Raw genomic sequence first — 16,685 nt, 5'->3', positions numbered from 1 at the left:
GCTACTCGCGATCCGCGCCCTTGAGGGCGGGCCACCAGATCACCGGTCCGATGAGCGTGAACAGCGCCGGGATGATCACCGTGCGCACGACGAAGGTGTCCAGCAGGATGCCGAGGCCCACGATGATGCCCACCTGGGTGAGCACGATCAGCGGCAGTACGCCGAGCACGCAGAACACCGCGGCCAGCACGATGCCCGCGCTGGTGATGACGGCGCCGGTCGCCGACACCGCGCGGACGATGCCGTCGCGGGTGCCGTGTTCCGGGGTCTCTTCGCGGGCGCGGGTGACCAGGAAGATCGTGTAGTCCACGCCGAGCGCCACCAGGAACAGGAACGCGAACAGCGGTGCGGTGTTGTCCAGCGCCGGGAAGCCGAACAGATGGACGCTGGCCCAGCCGCCGAGGCCCAGCGCCGCCAGCGCGCTCAGCACCGTCACCGCCACCAGGATCAGCGGTGCGAGCGCGGAGCGGAGCAGGACGTAGAGCACGGCCAGCACCACGACGAGGATCGCGGGGATGACGACGAGTCGGTCGTGTTCGGCCGCCGCGCCGGCGTCGCGTGCCGATGCGTCGGACCCGCCGACCAAAGCGCCCGGATCGACCGAATGCACCGAAACCCGCAGCGCGTCAATGATTTCGAACGCCTTGTCGGACGCGGGCTCGGCGTCGAGGACGACAGACCATTGCGACAGCCCGTCGGGGCTCTGGCCGGCAGGTGTTGCGGACAGCACGCCGGGGGTGTCGGTGATCGCCCGCTGGATCTCCGCGGCCTCGTCCGTCGGCGCGATGACGCGGGTGGGGTCGGTGAGACCGCCGGGGAAATGCGCGGCCAGGGTTCCGTAGCCGCTGACGGATTCGGCCTGTACCCGGAACTGTTCGGTCTGCGAGAGGCCGATCGGTGTCGTCAGCAGTCCGGTGCACAACAGCGCAAGGCCCGCGATCGACACGACGGCGACGCGGCCAGGCCGCTTCGCCACCGCAGCGGCGATGCGATGCCAGACTCCGCTGTCGGTAAGCGGTTTCGCGCCGACCTGGGGGATGAACGGCCAGAACAAGCGCTTACCGAAGAGCGCCAACAGCGGTGGCAGCACGAGCAGGACGAACACCGCGGCGACAACCAAACCCGCCGCGGCCTGTACGCCCAGGCTGCGCACGCTCGGCGACGAGGCGAACAGCAGCGTCAGCAGCGCGAGCACCACCGTCGCGTTGCTCGCCAAGATCGCCGGGCCTGCCCGTCGCACGGCGAGGTTGAGTGCTTCACGCGGATCTTCGCCAATCCCGTTGCGGCCCAACTCCTCCCGATACCGTGAGATCAGCAGCAGCGCGTAGTTGGTTCCGGCGCCGAACACCAGCACGCTGGTGATGCCTGATGTCGACCCGTCGGGGTTGAGCCCGAGCCCGCTGGCGACCGCGGTGCCGAGCACGGCGGCGACCCGATCGGCGAAGCCGATGACGGCCAGCGGAACCAGCCACAGCACCGGGGACCGGTACGTGGCGATCAGCAGTAGCGCCACCACCGCCGCGGTGACCGCGAGCAGCGTGATGTTGGCTCCCGAGAACGAGTTCGCGATGTCGGCGCCGAACGCCGGGCCTCCGGTGACCTCCGTGCGCAGATCGCCGGGCAACCCCTCGGCCGCCGATTTCCGCACCTCCATCACCGCGTCAGTGAGTGCGAACCCAGACAGATCCGCGTCCAGGGGCACCACCGTCAGCGCGGCCTTACCGTCTTCGGATACCTGCGCGCGCCATTTCTGGTCGATGGCGGCCAGGTCGGCGGCGTCGAGCGGCGCGCCGTCGTCGCGCGTGATCACGATGATCGCCGGAACCTCGTCGCCGCCAGGGAACTGGGCGCGAAGGGCGTCGGCGCGTGCGGATTCGGCGGTGTCGGGTACGGGCACGGGGGAGCGTTGGCTCGACTCGTCGCCACCCAGCAGGCCCATGAGTGCGCCCGACACGGCGACGACCACCAGTGCCAGAACCCAGGAGAGGCGTTTCGACATGACTCCAATATTTCAGATTCTTAAATTTTAACCAAATGAAACTTTGCGCCTTATGCTCTACCCGTGCCCGAAGACCGCGAAACCCTTGAAGACATGATCGCGGCCGACATGCGGGCGATGAACGCCGAATCCGATCAGATCGGCAGGCACTTCGCGGGCCGACACGATGTCGCGGCCAACGACTTTCGCGCCCTCCTGCACATCATGGTCGCCGAAACCGCCGGAACACCGTTGACCGCGGGCGAATTGCGGAGACAGATGGGGATGTCCGGCGCGGCGATCACGTATCTCGTCGAACGGATGATCGCGTCCGGCCATGTGCGGCGCGAGTCCGATCCCGCCGACCGGCGCAAGGTCATCCTCCGTGTCGCCGATCACGGAATGGGCGTCGCGCGTGGATTTTTCACACCGCTGGCCGAACAGACACGCTTGGCCCTCGCCGGGCTGTCCGATGACGAACTGCGTGCCGCGCACCGCACCTTCACCGCGCTCATCGAGGCGATGGCACGGTTTCGCAGCCAGCTCGACGCTACTTCCGGTTGAGCGTCGCCTCCTCGAGATCCAGCCCGCGCAGCATCGAGCGCAGCGCCTCGTCGTCGATGTGTCCCGCGTCGCGTTCCTCGATCAGCGTCTTGCGTTCGGTGGCAAGCATTTCCAGCCGCAGCCGGCGAAACGCGGCGGTGGGACTCTCCCCGATCTCCTCGTCCGCTCGCCCGAGCTGTTCCCACGCGCTGTTGAGCCGCCGGGTGTTCCACGCGCGCAGTATCTCGGCCGCCCGTTCCGGAACGTCGTTGGTCGCACGGGATTCGGCCAGTACCTCGTCGAGGCGGTCGGAGGCGGCGCGCACGGCGCGGTCCTGCGCCTGGACCATCGCGAGCTGGTCCTGATACGGATCGTCGCCTTGGACGTGCAGCACCCGGATCACCCACGGCAACGTCAGTCCGTGCAGCAGCAGCGTGCCGACAACCACGACGAACGTGAGGAATATGAGGTGCGGCCGCCCGGGGAACGGATCGCCCGTCAGGGTCACCAGGGGGACACCCGCGGCGGCGGCCAGCGACACCACCCCACGCATTCCGGCCCAGGCCACGACGAACACCTGGGCAGGCGACGGCGGCGCTTCGCCTTCCCGCCTGGACAACAGCGGAGGTAGGAAGGCGAACAGGAACACCCACGCGATCCGGACGGCGATCACCGTGGCGAACACCGCGAGCGACGACCAGATCAGCACCGAGGCGGGGATTCCCTCGAGCTCACTGATGACGTCGGGAAGCTGCAGCCCGATCAGCATGAACGCGAACGATTCGAGGACCAGCACGACGGCCTGCCACAGCGCGAAGTCCTGCAGCCGGGTCGCGTACCCCGCATGTGCCGAGTGCTGGCCGAGGATCAGGGCGGCGACCACCACCGCGATCACGCCGGACCCGTGGACCAGCTCCGCGACGAAGAAGATGACAAACGGTGCGACCAGACCGATCGCGCTCTCCACCACGGGATCGTTGAGTCGGGACCGGATGTAGGCGATCAGGGCGCCGAACCCGACGCCGGCCACGACGCCGCCGACCGCGGCGAGCGCGAAGGTGCCGACGGCGCGGTCCCATGTCGCCGCCGTCCCGATCGCCGCGGCGAGCGCCACCTTGTAGGCGGTCAGCGCCGTCGCGTCGTTGAGCAGGCTCTCGCCGCCGAGCAGGGTCATGATCCGTCGCGGTAGGCCCAGCCGCCTGCCGATCGCGGTGGCCGACACCGCGTCGGGCGGCGCGACGATCGCGCCGAGCGTCAGCGCCGCGGCGAGAGTGAGCTCCGGGACCGTCTTGTATGCGACGAACCCGACCGCGAACGTCGTCGCGAGCGGAAGCCCCACCGCCAGCAGGGCGATCGGACGGACGTTCTTCCGCAGTGCGAGGGAGCTGCTTTCGTTGCCCGCCGACCACAGCAGCGGGGGCAGAATCACGTACAGGACCAGCTCCGGATCGAGCTCGACGTCGTGCAGCACCGGCAGGCTGCTGGCGGCCAGACCTGCGATGACCAGAGCCAGCGGGGCGGAGACGTCGAAGTGTCGGGCGAGGGCGGCCAGCAGGATCGACAGCACCAGAACCACCAGCAGTGATGCACCCACGTCGCAAAGCCTCCTAGTTCGCGATCCGTATCCTTGATCAGCATGCTGAGGAGATCACGTGAGCGCACTGCGAGATCGCCGAGATCGTCCGTGGTCCCCGATACGTGTGAACACCTCGCGGCCACGGTCGATGCCGTTGACCCCGCTCCGCACACGCCCGGACATTGCGAGGACTGCCTGGCCGACGGCGCGGACACCTGGGCACACCTGCGTATGTGCCTCACCTGCGGACACGTCGGATGCTGCGATTCCAGTCCGCATCAGCACGCCAGTGAGCACTTCGCCAAGACCGGTCATCCGGTGATGAGGTCGGTCGAGCCGGGTGAGAACTGGCGGTGGTGCTACATCGATGCCCGGCTCGGCTGACTTCTGGCAGTCTGGACGGGCCATGAGTGAAACGACGGACGACGCGACGATCGGTTCCGACGAGGCCGATACGACGGTCATGCTGCTCGGCTCGGGTGAGTTGAGCCGCGAGTTGGCACTGGCGTTCCAGCGGCTCGGCGCGACCGTCATCGCGGTGGACCGCTACGCGGATGCGCCCGCACATGGGGTGGCCGACCGGACCGCCGTCGTCAAGATGAACGACGCCGACGCGCTGACCGCTCTGATCGAGAAGGAACACCCGCGGTACGTGGTGGCCCAGGCGAACCTGATCGCCGCCGACGCGCTCATCGCGGTCGCCGAGCGGGGTGACATCGAGGTGTTCCCGACCCCGCGCAGCACCCGGCTGTCGCTCGATCGCGAAGGGCTGCGGCGGCTCGCAGCCGACGAGCTCGGCCTGCCCACCGCGCCGTTCTGGTTCGCGAGCTCTGTCGACGAGCTGACCGCCGTCGCCAACCACGCCGGCTTCCCGCTGGTGGTGAAGCCGATCGCCGCGGCACCGGGTGACGGTGAGTCGGTGCTGGTGCGGGCCGAGGATGTGGAGCCGGCCTGGCATCGCGCCGTCGCCGCAGGCCGGATTCCGCACAACCGGGTGATGGCCGAGGCGGTCGTCGAGGTCGACTTCGAAGTGACGCTGCTGACCATCCGCACCGTCGGACCGACCGGGCCCGTGGTGCACTTCTGCGAACCCATCGGCCACCGGCAGCTGGGTGGTGACTCGCTGGAGTCCTGGCAGCCTCAACAGCTCACGGCCGCCGCGCTGGACGCCGCGAAGTCCATCGGAGCGCGGATCGTCAATTCGCTGGGTGGGCGCGGCGTCTTCGGCGTCGAGGTGCTGGTCCGCGGCGACGAGGTCTACTTCGACAACGTGCGCCCGCGCCCGTACGACAGCGGCCTTGTGACCCTGCGCTCGCAACGCCTGTCGCAGTTCGAACTGCACGCGCGCGCGATCCTCGGCCTCTCGGTGGACACCATCATGATCTCGCCGGGTGCCGCGGAGGTCAGCTACGCAGGGGCGGACGCGACCGACAGCCGTGGCGCCGACGTACGCGCCGTGGTCGCCGAGGCGCTCGCCGTCGCGGAAAGCGATGTCCGCCTGTTTAACCGGCCGGACGAGACCGAGGGGCGGCGCCGGCTCGGTGTGGCACTGGCGACCGCCCCCGACCCGATCGTCGCCCGGGACCGGGCGCGCCGCGTTTCGGCGGCGCTGCGCAAGCTCTGGTGACCTGTGTCGTTGCCTGAGCCCGGCGCCGACCGGCCCACCGCGCTGCCGTTTCTGGCGGCCTTGGCAATCATTGTGATCGTCGTGATTGCAATCGGATTGGTGAATCTGTTCACCGATGGTGAGTTGACACCCAAGCAGCAGATCGCGCGGGCGGCGGTGGCGCAGAACGATGCGCTGCAGAAGGAGAACTACGCGGATTTCCGCAGCACCACCTGCCGGGAGCAGCAGGGGACCGAGGCTGAAGTGATTGCAGGTCAACGTGATTCGAAGGAGAATCAAGGCGCGCGGCGCGTCGACGACGTAACCGATGTGGTGATAGACGGCGAGCGCGCCACGGCCAAGGTGACCTACACGTTCGACAATGAGCCGGACGCCAAAACGGAGGTCGAAACGACGTTCGTACGGGAGGACGGGGCTTGGAAGGTCTGTACACCTGTCCCCAGCTAGCTGTGGGAGACTCACGTCCGTGAGCTATGCCGGAGACATCACGCCTGAGGAGGCATGGAAGCTGCTGACCGATGACCCCGAGGCCGTGTTGGTCGACTGTCGCACCGACGCCGAATGGCGGTTCGTCGGTGTCCCTGACCTGTCGAGCCTCGATCGCGAGGTCGTGTATGTCGAGTGGAACAGCGCGGACGGCAAGCACAACAACAATTTCGTCGAGGATCTCAAGGCGGCAGGTGTGACCCCAGGGGAGAGGCCTGTCGTGTTCCTCTGCCGTTCTGGCAACCGCTCGATCGGCGCCGCCGAGGCCGCGACCGAGGCGGGTATCGGGCCGTCGTACAACGTGCTCGACGGGTTCGAAGGCCATCTCGACGAGCACAAACATCGTGGCGGCAGCGGTTGGAAAGCCGTCGGCCTGCCGTGGAAGCAGTCATGAGCGACTCTGAGGTGCCGTCGGTCCGTCGACCCGCGCAGTTGCCTGACGGGGTGAGCCAGGCGACCATCGGCGTGCGCGGGGGCCTGCTGCGATCGGGTTTCGAGGAGACCGCTGAGGCGTTGTACCTGACGTCGGGGTACGTGTACGGCTCGGCGGCCGAAGCGGAGAAGGCGTTTACGGGCGACATCGATCGTTACGTGTACTCCCGCTACGGCAACCCGACGATCTCGATGTTCGAGGAGCGGCTGCGGCTGATCGAAGGCGCACCCGCATGCTTCGCCACCGCGACGGGGATGGCGGCGGTGTTCACTGCGCTGGGTGCGCTGCTCGCCGCCGGAGATCGGCTCGTGGCGGCGCGCAGCCTCTTCGGGTCCTGCTTCGTCGTGTGCAACGAGATCCTGCCGCGCTGGGGCGTGGAGACGGTGTTCGTCGACGGCGACGATCTGTCGCAGTGGGAGGAGGCGCTGTCGGTCCCCACGAAGGCGGTCTTCTTCGAGACGCCGTCGAATCCCATGCAGCAGCTGGTCGACATCGCCGCGGTGTGCGACCTCGCTCACGCCGCGGGCGCAAAAGTCGTACTGGACAACGTGTTTGCCACCCCGATCCTGCAGCAGGGCATGCCGTTGGGCGCCGACGTCGTCGTGTACTCGGGTACCAAACACATCGACGGGCAGGGTCGCGTGCTCGGTGGCGCGATCCTCGGTGACAAGCAGTACATCGACGAGCCGGTGCAGAAGCTGATGCGCCACACGGGTCCGGCGCTGAGCCCGTTCAATGCGTGGACGCTGTTGAAGGGTCTGGAGACGCTGGCGATTCGGGTGGAGCACCAGAACGCGTCGGCGCACCGCATCGCCGAGTTCCTGGAAAACCATCCCGCCGTGAGCTGGGTGCGTTACCCGTACCTCGAGTCGCATCCGCAGTACGACCTCGCGAAGCGCCAGATGTCCGGGGGCGGAACGGTTGTCACGTTCGAGCTCAAGGGCGGCACCAAGGAGCGAGCGTTCGAAGTGCTCGACAAGCTGCGCATCGTCGACATCTCCAACAACCTCGGCGATTCCAAGTCGTTGATCACGCATCCGGCGACCACCACCCACCGGGCGATGGGTCCGGAGGGGCGCGCGGCGATCGGGCTCGGTGACGGCGTGGTGCGAATCTCGGTGGGGCTGGAGGGAACCGAGGACCTCATCGGCGATCTCGACCAGGCGCTGTCTTAAGTGTCACGCCGGACCCAGGCGAAAAAGGCCCGCCGCAAGAAGCGGCAGGCGACCCAGAATGCGCGCTGGATTCCCGACACGGTGCTGGACGCCATGTCGCACGACATCGAGTTGGCCGCCCTCCTCGAACGTTTCGACGAGCGAATCACCGAGCGCGGCTGGGTATTCGACGAAGAGCTCTCCGATGACGAGTCAGCGCTCTGGTACTACATTCCGTCGACGGCCGAGGTGCCCGACGATGGGGACGTCGTGCCGGTCACCACGATCGTGATGACCCCGGACGACGCCGACGTCGTCCACGTCGTGTTCGTCGGCACCTCCGACGACTACCAGTTCGGGCTCGACGAGCTCTTCGAGCATCTCGACGCCATCGAGGGCTACCGAATCGGAAACCTGCTACCGCAGTTCGGCTAGCTCTTCTCCGGGCCCTCGACGACGCCCTGCGCGGCCCGTGCGCGCTGCTCGTAGTTCTGCCGTGCGGTGCTGTCGAAGTCGAGGAAGACGCGGTCCAGCCCGAGCTTCTTGTTCAGCCAACGGCGGCCACGCGGGCCGAGCAGCTGCGCCGCCTGAGCGGTGAACCGCAGCGGAGTAGGAACGGACACGTGGGTTTTCGGCTTGTCGAGGGTCTTGATGACCGCCTTGGCGATGTCCTCCGGTTCGACCGGCTTGATGGCTCCGCTGCCTTTGGTGCCCGCGATCAGCTCGGTATTGGTGAACGGCGGCATGACCACCGAGACCTCGACGCCGTACGGCGCGAGCTCGTCGGCGAGTGCGGCGGACAGCCCGACGACGCCGAACTTCGATGCGTTGTAGACGACCTGACCCGGCACTGGGATCAGGCCCGACAGCGAGGAGATGTTGATGATGTGTCCGCTGCCCCGCGCGACCATGTCCTGGGCCACCAGCTGGCAGCCGGTGATCACACCGTAGAGGTTCACCTCGATCGTCGAGCGGATTGACTGCCCGGTCTCGTCTAGGAACGGGCCGATCGGCATCACGCCGGCATTGTTGATCAGGACGTCGATGTGGCCGCCGCCATCGGTGCGAGCCTTGTCAAGGAAGGTCGAGAACGATTCGCGATCGGTGACGTCGAGCGGGTAGCCCGAGACCTGGCCGAGCTTGGTCAGCTTGACGACGGCCGACTCCTGCAGGGCGACGTCGCGGTCACCGATGACCACCCGTGCGCCCCGTTGCAGCAATGCCGTGGCGGTGGCGAATCCGATGCCGCGGGCCGCGCCGGTGATCGCGATGGTCTTGCCCCGGATGTTGTCCATGCGGCCGAACTTTACACGTGTCAAGTTTTGGTGTGAAGCGCGTGGACCGGCGCTGACTTGTCGGTACTGGAGTCTAGTGTCGAACATATGTTCGGGTCTGAGTTCGCGGAGGCTGACGATGCCGGGCTGGTCGCCGCGATCGAGGACTGTTCGCGGCAGGAGGCCGTGGTTGGGGCGCGTCGGTTGGCGGCAATCGCTGAGTTGATGCGTCGCCGCGTGCTCGATGAGGGTGAGCGGTCGCGGTGGGCCTGTGACGGGTGGGACTGTGCGGCCGCGGAAGTGGCGGCGGCGACGAACGTCAGCCATCGCAAGGCGTCGGGTCAGATGTATATGGCGGAAGCGTTGCGTGACCATCTGCCGTCTGTGGCCGCACTTTACTTTCAAGGCCGGCTCAGTACGCGCGTGGTGGGTGCGATCACGTGGCGTACGCAGTTGATCACCGATGATGCGGTGTGGGCGGCCATCGATACCGAGTTGGCGAAACGGGCACGTAAGTGGGGCCCGCTGTCGGAGGACAGGCTCGAGTCCGCTGTCGATGCGTTGGTGTTGAAGTTCGACAAGGACGCATTGCTGAAAAGCCGCAGGACGCTGCGCACGCGGGACTTCGTCATCGGCGATCTCGATGACGAAACCGGTGTGGTGACGGTGCGGGGCAGGTTGTCGGCGGCCGACGGCGCGGTGATGAAGAAGAAGGTCACTGCGATGGTGGCCACGGTGTGTGAGGACGATCCTCGCTCGATGGCCGAGCGCCGCGCCGATGCGGTGGGCGCGTTGAGCAACGGCAACGAGCACCTGCCGTGTCTGTGTGAATCACCGGCCTGCCCGGCACGGCAGAAGCAGCCGGCACCGAAGTCCTCGGTGGTCGTCAACGTCTATACCGACCAAGCGACGGTGGACACGCTGCAGTCCGCGGCGCCCCAGAGGCGGGCGCCCGCGCCGCCCGCAAATGCGGGTACGGCGATGCTGTCGGGTACTGAGGTGATGCCCACACCGTTGCTGGCCGAGTTGTTGCGCAACGGGGCCAAGCTGCGGCCGCTGTGCACCCAAGAGGTCGAGGGTGAACCCGAATCCGGGTATCGGCCGTCGGCGAAGCTGGCACGTTTTGTTCGGGGTCGGGATTTGACGTGTCGTTTTCCGGGGTGCACCGCGCCTGCGGAGTTCTGCGATATCGATCATGTGATCCCGTATCCGATCGGGCCCACGCATCCCTCGAATCTGGCCTGTCTGTGTCGAAAACATCACCACCTCAAGACGTTTTGGGCTGGTGACTGGGAACTGAAACTGCTGCCCGACGGTGCGGCGGTGTGGACGTCGCCGACCGCCCGAACGTATAAGACGTATCCGGGATGTCGAAGTTACTTTCCCGAGTGGGACACCGACACCGGGGAACTGACACCCGCGTCCGAGTCGCAAACATCGACCACCGACGGCGGCGTGATGATGCCCCGCCGCAAACGCACCCGTGCCCAGGAGCGCGCGGCGCGCATCAAAGCCGAACGCGAACAGAACCTGAACGACCCTGACCCACCGCCGTTTTAGGCGGCGGGCGCGGACTCCATTTCGCGAAGCTGCCTGAGCATCACGCTCGCGAGTCGTAGCGACAACGCGGGTGAGAGTCGCTCCAGGTACCACCATGCCTTCCACCACCGGGGCACGATGATGATGGCGTCGTTGCGTAATACAGCGCGCAGCACACGCTTGGCGAACTTGTCGGGGGCCATGGGCCGCAACCGGTCCCATGATTTCTGGACCTCTTCGGCGGTGACGCCCGGAACATTGATACGTCCGTACTCGCCGCCGGTGAGGATCGGGGTACGGATCACACCCGGACAGATTGCCGAGACCCGCACGTTGTGACGCTCGGCCTCGATGCGCAATGTCCTCGAGATCGCCACGACAGCGTGTTTGGTGGCGGTGTAGCTCGCCTGGCTCACCGTGGTGACCAGCCCCGCCATCGATGCGGTGTTCACGATGTGACCCGAACCCTGGCGGATCATGACCGGGTAGACCGCCTGAATTCCGTGCACCACGCCGCGCAGGTTCACGTCGAAGACGTCGTTCCAATCGTCGAGCGTGTACGTGTCGACCTCACCCGACACCCCGATACCCGCGTTGTTGAAGAGGAAGTCGATCCGCCCCGATTGCCGCACCGCATCGCCGACGACCCGCTCGAACGCCGACGGGTCGCGCACATCGAGCTCGACGGCATGCGCCTTGGTGCCGCCGCTGTTCAAGCGCTGCGCCAACTCCTGCGCCCTGCCGATCTGGCGATCCGCGATCCACACCTGTGCGCCGCCGTGCACCAGCTCGGTGCTGAGCGCGGCACCTATGCCCGACGCGCCTCCGGTGACGAATGCGACCTTTCCTGCGACGCCCGACGCCATTGCGAAAGGATAGGCGTCTGATGCAATGACGTGCGGGCAGTTCGGATCAGCGTGAGCTAATCCCCGGCTCCGGAATGCATGCAAGCTTGGTGCGTTAGACAGTTAAGTGATGACCATGCCGGCACTCGACAAGCTCCACTTCGTGGCGGTGACCCAGCACGACCCGCTGGCCGCACCGCTGCTGGCCGAACTTGCCTTCGAGTACGCCACCCGGTACGACAGCACCGAGGAGCGGGTCATGAAATGGCTGCTGGAGGAGTACCCCGCCGAGGACTTCACACCGCCGGACGGCGCCCTGCTGGTCGGGCTTCTCGACGGCGTTCCCGTGACCGGCGGTGCGTTCCGGCGATTCGACGACACCAGGGCCGAGCTCAAGCGCGTGTGGACCGACAGCCGGTATCGGCAGCGCGGCTACGCCAAGGCCATCCTGGCTGAGCTCGAACGCGAGATCGCGGCGCGGGGTTATCGCCGCGTCTACCTGACGACAGGGGATCGTCAGCCCGAAGCCGAGGCGCTCTACCTGTCGGCGGGATACACGCGGCTCGACGGCCCTCTGCCCGCCGCGGTGGACGGCTATCCGATCGCCTTCGAGAAGAAACTGTCATGACCGAACAACTGCACCTTGGCGTCGCGCTGGACGGCTACGGCTGGCATCCGGAGGCCTGGCGCCACACCCCCGACGGTGAGCCGATCACCAGCGGCCGTTACTGGTCGGATCTGGCCACGACCGCCGAGCGCGGCCTACTGGACTTCGTCACCTTCGACGACGCGCTCAGCCCGCAACGGCGCCGGCGCCCCGAGATCGAACCACGGTGGCAGGCAGGACGACTCGACGCCGTCCTCACCGCGTCCCGGGTGGCGCCGGTAACCCGCCACATCGGGCTCCTACCGGTCGCCACCGTGACCCACACCGAACCGTTCCACGTGTCCAAAGCGATTGCCACCCTTGACTTCGTCTCGCACGGACGAGCGGGCTGGCAGGTCAGGGTCAGCGGCTCTCAGCACGAATCCGAGCTGTTCGGGCGACGCGATGTCGGCACGATCGACCTGTTCGACGAGGCATCCGATGTCGTGGAGGTCGCCCGGCGGCTGTGGGACAGCTGGGAGGACGACGCCGTCATCCGCGACGTCGCCACCGGGCGGTTCATCGACCGCGACAAGCTGCACTACATCGACTTCGTCGGCAAATACTTCTCGGTCAAGGGTCCGTCGATCACCCCGCGCCCGCCGCAGGGCCAACCCGTCGTCGCCGCACTTGCACACGTGCGACCCGCCTACGAATTCGCTGCGCGCAGCGCCGATCTGGTGTTCATCACACCTAAAGACGACGACTCGCTGCGCACGATCCTCGATGAGGTGAAGCAGGTGGGCGGCACCGAACTCAAGGTGTACGCCGACGTGTTCGTCTCGTTCTCCGGAGTCACCGACCCGCGCTCGGATGCGCTGGTCTTTGACGGCACCCCCGACGAACTCGTGAAACTGATCACCGGGTGGCGGCACTTCGGCATCGACGGCATCCGGTTGCGCCCCTCGGTCAACGCCATCGACCTGCCCGTCATCGTCGACGAGGTGGTGCCGATCCTGCAGCGCGAGGCGCAGTTCCGTACGGCCTACCGCGACGGCGAAACGCTGCGCGAGCGCCTCGGTCTCCCGATCGCCGAGAACCGCTACACGAAGGTGGGGCAGTCATGAGCGTCCCGCTGTCGATACTCGACCTGGCGCCGATCAGCGAAGGCAGCGATGCCGCAACGGCGTTGCGCAACACCGTCGACCTCGCTCAGCACGCCGAACAATGGGGCTACAAGCGGTACTGGGTCGCCGAGCACCACTTCGTGGCGGTCGCATCCGCACAACCCGCGGTTCTCATCGGCCAGATCGCCGCTGCCACCAACACCATTCGAGTGGGCGCCGCCGCGGTCCAACTCGGCCAGACCACCGCCATCGCCGTTGCCGAGAGCTTCGGCATCCTCGACGCGTTCCACCCGGGTCGCATCGACCTCGGCGTCGGGCGATCGGGACAGCGGCGCAGGGAGGCCCTCAAGGCGGCGAAATCGAAGCCGAAGCCCGAACCGCCACAGGAATGGCATGATGTCGGCGGTGTCGTGGTACCCCCGCCGTTTGACATCAGCGCGCTCATGCGCAATCCGCGGCTGCGCGCGAGGATGTCGGTCCTGCAACAGCCCGAGGCCGTCGCACCGGACTTCGCCGAACAGGTCGGCGACATCCTGGCGATGATCGACGGCAGCTACCGCGTCGGAGACGTCGACGCACACGCCACCCCCGGCGAAGGGGCGAAGCTGACGCCGTGGGTCTTCGGCAGCAGCAAGGGACAGAGCGCGCAGGTCGCAGGCGCCCGCGGACTCCCGTTCGTCGCGAGTTACCACATCACGCCGGCCACGGCGCTGGACGCCGTCGACGCGTACCGCGCGGCATTTCAGCCGTCGGACGCTCTGTCGGAGCCCTACGTGGTGGTGTCCGCCGACGTCGTCGTCGCCGACGACACCGAGACCGCGCGCCATCTGGCATCCAGCTACGGGCACTGGGTGTACTCGATCCGCGCGGGCGACGGCGCCATCCCGTATCCGGACCCCGACGCCGTCGAACCACTCTCCGACGACCAACTCGAGGTCGTGAAGGACCGCACCGCAACACAATTCGTGGGTGATCCCGACGAGGTCGCCGCGAAACTCGAGACCCTGCAACGCGTCACCGAGGCCGACGAGCTCGTAATCACCTCAGTGACGCACGACCATTCCGACCGGCTGCGCTCCCACGAGCTGCTGGCCAAGAGGTGGGGACTATGACATCAGCCGTGAAGCGTAGAGAGGGCAAGGAGCGCAAGCAGATCCACCTGGCCGCGCACTTTCCCGGCGTCAACAACACCACGGTCTGGTCGAGCCCCGAATCGGGCAGCCAGATCGAATTCGACTCGTTCGTACACCTGGCCCAGACCGCCGAGCGAGGGTTGTTCGACTTCTTCTTCCTCGCCGAGGGGCTGCGGCTGCGGGAACATCGCGGGCTGATCCACGACCTCGACGTCGTCGGACGGCCCGACACCTTCACGGTGCTCGCCGCGCTCGCGGCGGTCACCGAGCGACTGGGCCTGACCGGGACCATCAACACCACCTTCAACGAACCATTCGAGGTGGCAAGGCAATTCGCGTCACTGGATCACCTGTCCGACGGCCGGGCCGGCTGGAACATGGTCACGTCGTCGGACGCGTTCACCGGTGAGAACTTCCGCAGGGGTGGGTTCCTCGACCACTCGGACCGGTACAAGCGCGCCGAGGAGTTCGTCACCGTCGCGCGTGAGTTCTGGGACAGCTGGTCATCCGACGCCGTCATCGCGGATCGGGCGAGCGGAATCTACGTCGACCCCAACCGTATTCGCGTCGTCGAGCATCGCGGCCCACAGTTCGACGTGCGCGGCGCCGGCACCCTGCCGCCCGCACCGCAGGGACATCCCGTCCTGCTGCAGGCCGGTGACTCCGACGACGGCCGGGCATTCTTGGCCAAGTACGCCGACGCGGCGTTCACGATGCACTCGACGTTGGAGGCCGGTCAGGCCTACTACGCCGATGTCAAGGGCCGCGCCGCGTCGTACGGGCGAGACCCCGACCGGCTCAAGGTGTTTCCGGCGGCGACGTTCGTCCTCGGCGACACCGCCGAGGAGGCGGCGGAGAAGGCCCGCGAGATCCGGCGCCAGCAGGTGAGTCCCCAAACGGCGATCCTGATGCTCGAACAGGTGTGGCAGCGTGACCTGTCCGCATACGACCCCGATGGACCGCTGCCAGAGGTCGAACCCGCCGACGATCCGACCATCAGCCAGGGCCGGGTGCGCCACGGTGATCCCAAGGCCGTGGCCGCGGCGTGGCGTGCGCGCGCCGAGGCAGACAACCTGTCCATCCGCGAATTGGTCATCGCCGTCACGAGCCGGCAGCAGTTCGTCGGTACGCCCGCGCAGGTCGCCGAGGAGATCGATCTGCACGTGCAGTCGGATGCCTGTGACGGATTCATCTTGGTGCCGCACCTGACTCCGCGCGGCCTGGACGAGTTCGTCGAGACCGTGGTGCCGTTGCTCCAGGAGCGTGGCACGTTCCGCACCGAATACTCAGGGCATACGCTGCGCGATCATCTCGGCCTATAGGCTGGCCCCCGCGGGGGTGGAGATGTCCTTGTCTCAGACGGCGGTCGGGTGGTTGCTCCTGGCTTCCGCTGCGCTGATCGCGATCATCGGCATGGCGTCGCGCGTGTTCTTCGGCCGCAGGCGCGACACCAAGCCGGTGCGCGTGATGGTGCACGCGTTCCGCAGGACAGGTATCGCGAAGGTGCTGTTCGGCCGGTTCGAGGGCGATGTGCTCGACGACGACGAACTCGACAGCATGATCCTGATGCCCACCGTCGTGGTGGCCTGCGGCCTGTGCCTGACCGCATTGTTCCTGCTCGGCTACAACACCCTTGCTTGAGCCTGAGCCTGCTCAGCCGCCTCTCGAATCGACCCCCGCCACACCCGGCCGTGCCCCGGCAGCAGCACTTCGGTGTCCAGCAGCCCCAGCGCGGCCAGACTGCGGACACAGCCGGCCTCGTCGTGGTTGAACAACTTCGGCAGCAGCTGCGGCCCGCTGCGGGGCGCCAACGGGTGGCCGGTGACCAGGGCGTCGCCCGCGACCAGCACACCGTCCACCACGAACGAGCAGTGGCCACCGGTATGCCCGGGAGTGGGGATCGCCTTCGGCGCGCCGGGCAGGCGGGCGGCGACGTCCTCGGTCAGTGCCTGCGTGGTCGGGATGCCCTCGCGGGTCAACGCGCCCTTCCGGCTGATCGCCACGGACCATGTGAGGTAGCGCGGCTGCCAGATGTGTTTGGCGATGTCGACCGGCGAGGCCTGCTCCAGGTACTCCCGCTTGGAGTGGCCGACCTCCGCCGCATGGCAATACACCGGTGTGCCATGGGTTTTCGCGAACCAGATCGCCGAGCCGAAATGGTCGATGTGGGCATGGGTCAACAGGATCGCGCGGAGGTCGTCGATACCGAAGCCCAGCTGCGTCAGCGACGTGAGCACGTCGTCGCGGTTGCCGGGGAATCCCGTGTCGATCAGCATGACCCCGCCGCCGTCGGTGACCAGGGTCCAGTTGACGAGGTCGGTGTACGCGAAGTGGACGCTGTCGGTGACCGCCTCTAGGGCTACTGCCATATCGCCGAGTGTAAG

18 protein-coding genes are annotated in these 16,685 nt (G+C 67.1%); 13 read left to right on the top strand and 5 right to left on the bottom strand.

Annotated features, from left to right (window positions below; all coding sequences use genetic code 11):
- Position 1 precedes the first annotated feature (1 nt).
- On the bottom strand, positions 2-1,999 hold the full coding sequence (locus G6N43_RS29810) for an MMPL family transporter (RefSeq protein WP_083156860.1): 1,998 nt from the start codon (positions 1,997-1,999) through the stop codon (positions 2-4).
- A gap of 93 nt (positions 2,000-2,092) precedes the next feature.
- Here G6N43_RS29810 and G6N43_RS29805 point away from each other — a divergent pair, with 93 nt between their 5' ends.
- Complete coding sequence (locus G6N43_RS29805) at positions 2,093-2,542, top strand: MarR family winged helix-turn-helix transcriptional regulator (RefSeq protein ID WP_083156879.1); 450 nt, start codon at positions 2,093-2,095, stop codon at positions 2,540-2,542.
- Here the strand turns inward: G6N43_RS29805 and G6N43_RS29800 are convergent.
- Positions 2,529-4,115: a Na+/H+ antiporter gene (locus G6N43_RS29800; protein WP_083156859.1), complete on the bottom strand. Its 1,587-nt coding sequence runs from the start codon at positions 4,113-4,115 to the stop codon at positions 2,529-2,531. The genes G6N43_RS29805 and G6N43_RS29800 overlap by 14 nt on opposite strands.
- Before the next feature lie 42 nt (positions 4,116-4,157).
- Here G6N43_RS29800 and G6N43_RS29795 point away from each other — a divergent pair, with 42 nt between their 5' ends.
- Genes G6N43_RS29795 through G6N43_RS29770 form a run of 6 tightly spaced genes read left to right on the top strand, consistent with a single transcriptional unit; the run spans position 4,158 to position 8,232 of the window.
- Positions 4,158-4,481, top strand: a complete 324-nt coding sequence (locus G6N43_RS29795) for a UBP-type zinc finger domain-containing protein (RefSeq protein ID WP_083156878.1) — start codon at positions 4,158-4,160, stop codon at positions 4,479-4,481.
- Positions 4,482-4,503: 22 nt separating this feature from the next.
- Complete coding sequence (gene purT / locus G6N43_RS29790; protein ID WP_083156877.1) at positions 4,504-5,724, top strand: formate-dependent phosphoribosylglycinamide formyltransferase; 1,221 nt, start codon at positions 4,504-4,506, stop codon at positions 5,722-5,724.
- A 3-nt stretch (positions 5,725-5,727) separates the two neighbouring features.
- Positions 5,728-6,171 (top strand): Rv0361 family membrane protein, encoded by a 444-nt coding sequence (locus G6N43_RS29785; RefSeq protein ID WP_083156858.1) that lies wholly within the window; start codon positions 5,728-5,730, stop codon positions 6,169-6,171.
- A 19-nt stretch (positions 6,172-6,190) separates the two neighbouring features.
- The gene (locus G6N43_RS29780; RefSeq protein ID WP_083156857.1) at positions 6,191-6,604 is read left to right on the top strand and encodes a rhodanese-like domain-containing protein; all 414 of its coding nucleotides are present in this window, start codon (positions 6,191-6,193) and stop codon (positions 6,602-6,604) included.
- Positions 6,601-7,818 carry an O-succinylhomoserine sulfhydrylase gene (locus tag G6N43_RS29775; protein ID WP_083156856.1) on the top strand — a complete coding sequence of 406 codons (1,218 nt, stop codon included), beginning with the start codon at positions 6,601-6,603 and terminating at the stop codon, positions 7,816-7,818. The genes G6N43_RS29780 and G6N43_RS29775 overlap by 4 nt, the downstream gene beginning before the upstream one ends.
- Positions 7,819-8,232, top strand: a complete 414-nt coding sequence (locus G6N43_RS29770; protein WP_083156855.1) for a hypothetical protein — start codon at positions 7,819-7,821, stop codon at positions 8,230-8,232.
- On the opposite strand, the gene G6N43_RS29765 is transcribed toward G6N43_RS29770, so the two are convergent.
- The gene (locus G6N43_RS29765) at positions 8,229-9,092 is read right to left on the bottom strand and encodes an SDR family oxidoreductase (RefSeq protein WP_083156854.1); all 864 of its coding nucleotides are present in this window, start codon (positions 9,090-9,092) and stop codon (positions 8,229-8,231) included. The genes G6N43_RS29770 and G6N43_RS29765 overlap by 4 nt on opposite strands.
- An 87-nt stretch (positions 9,093-9,179) precedes the next feature.
- Between G6N43_RS29765 and G6N43_RS29760 the strand changes: the two genes are divergently transcribed.
- Complete coding sequence (locus G6N43_RS29760) at positions 9,180-10,631, top strand: HNH endonuclease signature motif containing protein (protein WP_083156853.1); 1,452 nt, start codon at positions 9,180-9,182, stop codon at positions 10,629-10,631.
- On the opposite strand, the gene G6N43_RS29755 is transcribed toward G6N43_RS29760, so the two are convergent.
- Positions 10,628-11,476 carry an SDR family NAD(P)-dependent oxidoreductase gene (locus G6N43_RS29755; protein WP_083156852.1) on the bottom strand — a complete coding sequence of 283 codons (849 nt, stop codon included), beginning with the start codon at positions 11,474-11,476 and terminating at the stop codon, positions 10,628-10,630. The genes G6N43_RS29760 and G6N43_RS29755 overlap by 4 nt on opposite strands.
- A gap of 109 nt (positions 11,477-11,585) precedes the next feature.
- Here G6N43_RS29755 and G6N43_RS29750 point away from each other — a divergent pair, with 109 nt between their 5' ends.
- From G6N43_RS29750 to G6N43_RS29730, 5 genes are read left to right on the top strand one after another with little or no spacing between them, the layout of a single operon-like run.
- A complete protein-coding gene (locus tag G6N43_RS29750; RefSeq protein ID WP_083156851.1) occupies positions 11,586-12,083 on the top strand; it encodes a GNAT family N-acetyltransferase in 498 nt (165 codons plus the stop codon).
- A complete protein-coding gene (locus tag G6N43_RS29745; protein WP_083156850.1) occupies positions 12,080-13,168 on the top strand; it encodes an LLM class flavin-dependent oxidoreductase in 1,089 nt (362 codons plus the stop codon). The genes G6N43_RS29750 and G6N43_RS29745 overlap by 4 nt, the downstream gene beginning before the upstream one ends.
- Entirely contained in the window at positions 13,165-14,280 is a 1,116-nt protein-coding gene (locus tag G6N43_RS29740; protein WP_083156849.1) for an LLM class flavin-dependent oxidoreductase, read from the top strand. The genes G6N43_RS29745 and G6N43_RS29740 overlap by 4 nt, the downstream gene beginning before the upstream one ends.
- On the top strand, positions 14,277-15,623 hold the full coding sequence (locus G6N43_RS29735; protein WP_083156848.1) for an NtaA/DmoA family FMN-dependent monooxygenase: 1,347 nt from the start codon (positions 14,277-14,279) through the stop codon (positions 15,621-15,623). Before G6N43_RS29740 ends, G6N43_RS29735 begins: the two co-directional genes overlap by 4 nt.
- Before the next feature lie 22 nt (positions 15,624-15,645).
- A complete protein-coding gene (locus G6N43_RS29730; RefSeq protein WP_110810528.1) occupies positions 15,646-15,942 on the top strand; it encodes a hypothetical protein in 297 nt (98 codons plus the stop codon).
- On the opposite strand, the gene G6N43_RS29725 is transcribed toward G6N43_RS29730, so the two are convergent.
- Positions 15,924-16,670: an MBL fold metallo-hydrolase gene (locus G6N43_RS29725; protein ID WP_083156847.1), complete on the bottom strand. Its 747-nt coding sequence runs from the start codon at positions 16,668-16,670 to the stop codon at positions 15,924-15,926. The two genes, G6N43_RS29730 and G6N43_RS29725, sit on opposite strands and share 19 nt — an antisense overlap.
- Between the last annotated feature and the right edge of the window lie 15 nt (positions 16,671-16,685).

This window comes from Mycolicibacterium moriokaense, assembly GCF_010726085.1.
Classification (GTDB): domain Bacteria; phylum Actinomycetota; class Actinomycetes; order Mycobacteriales; family Mycobacteriaceae; genus Mycobacterium; species Mycobacterium moriokaense.
Note: the sequence above shows the minus strand (reverse complement) of the source record. Positions and strands in the feature narration are given on the sequence as shown.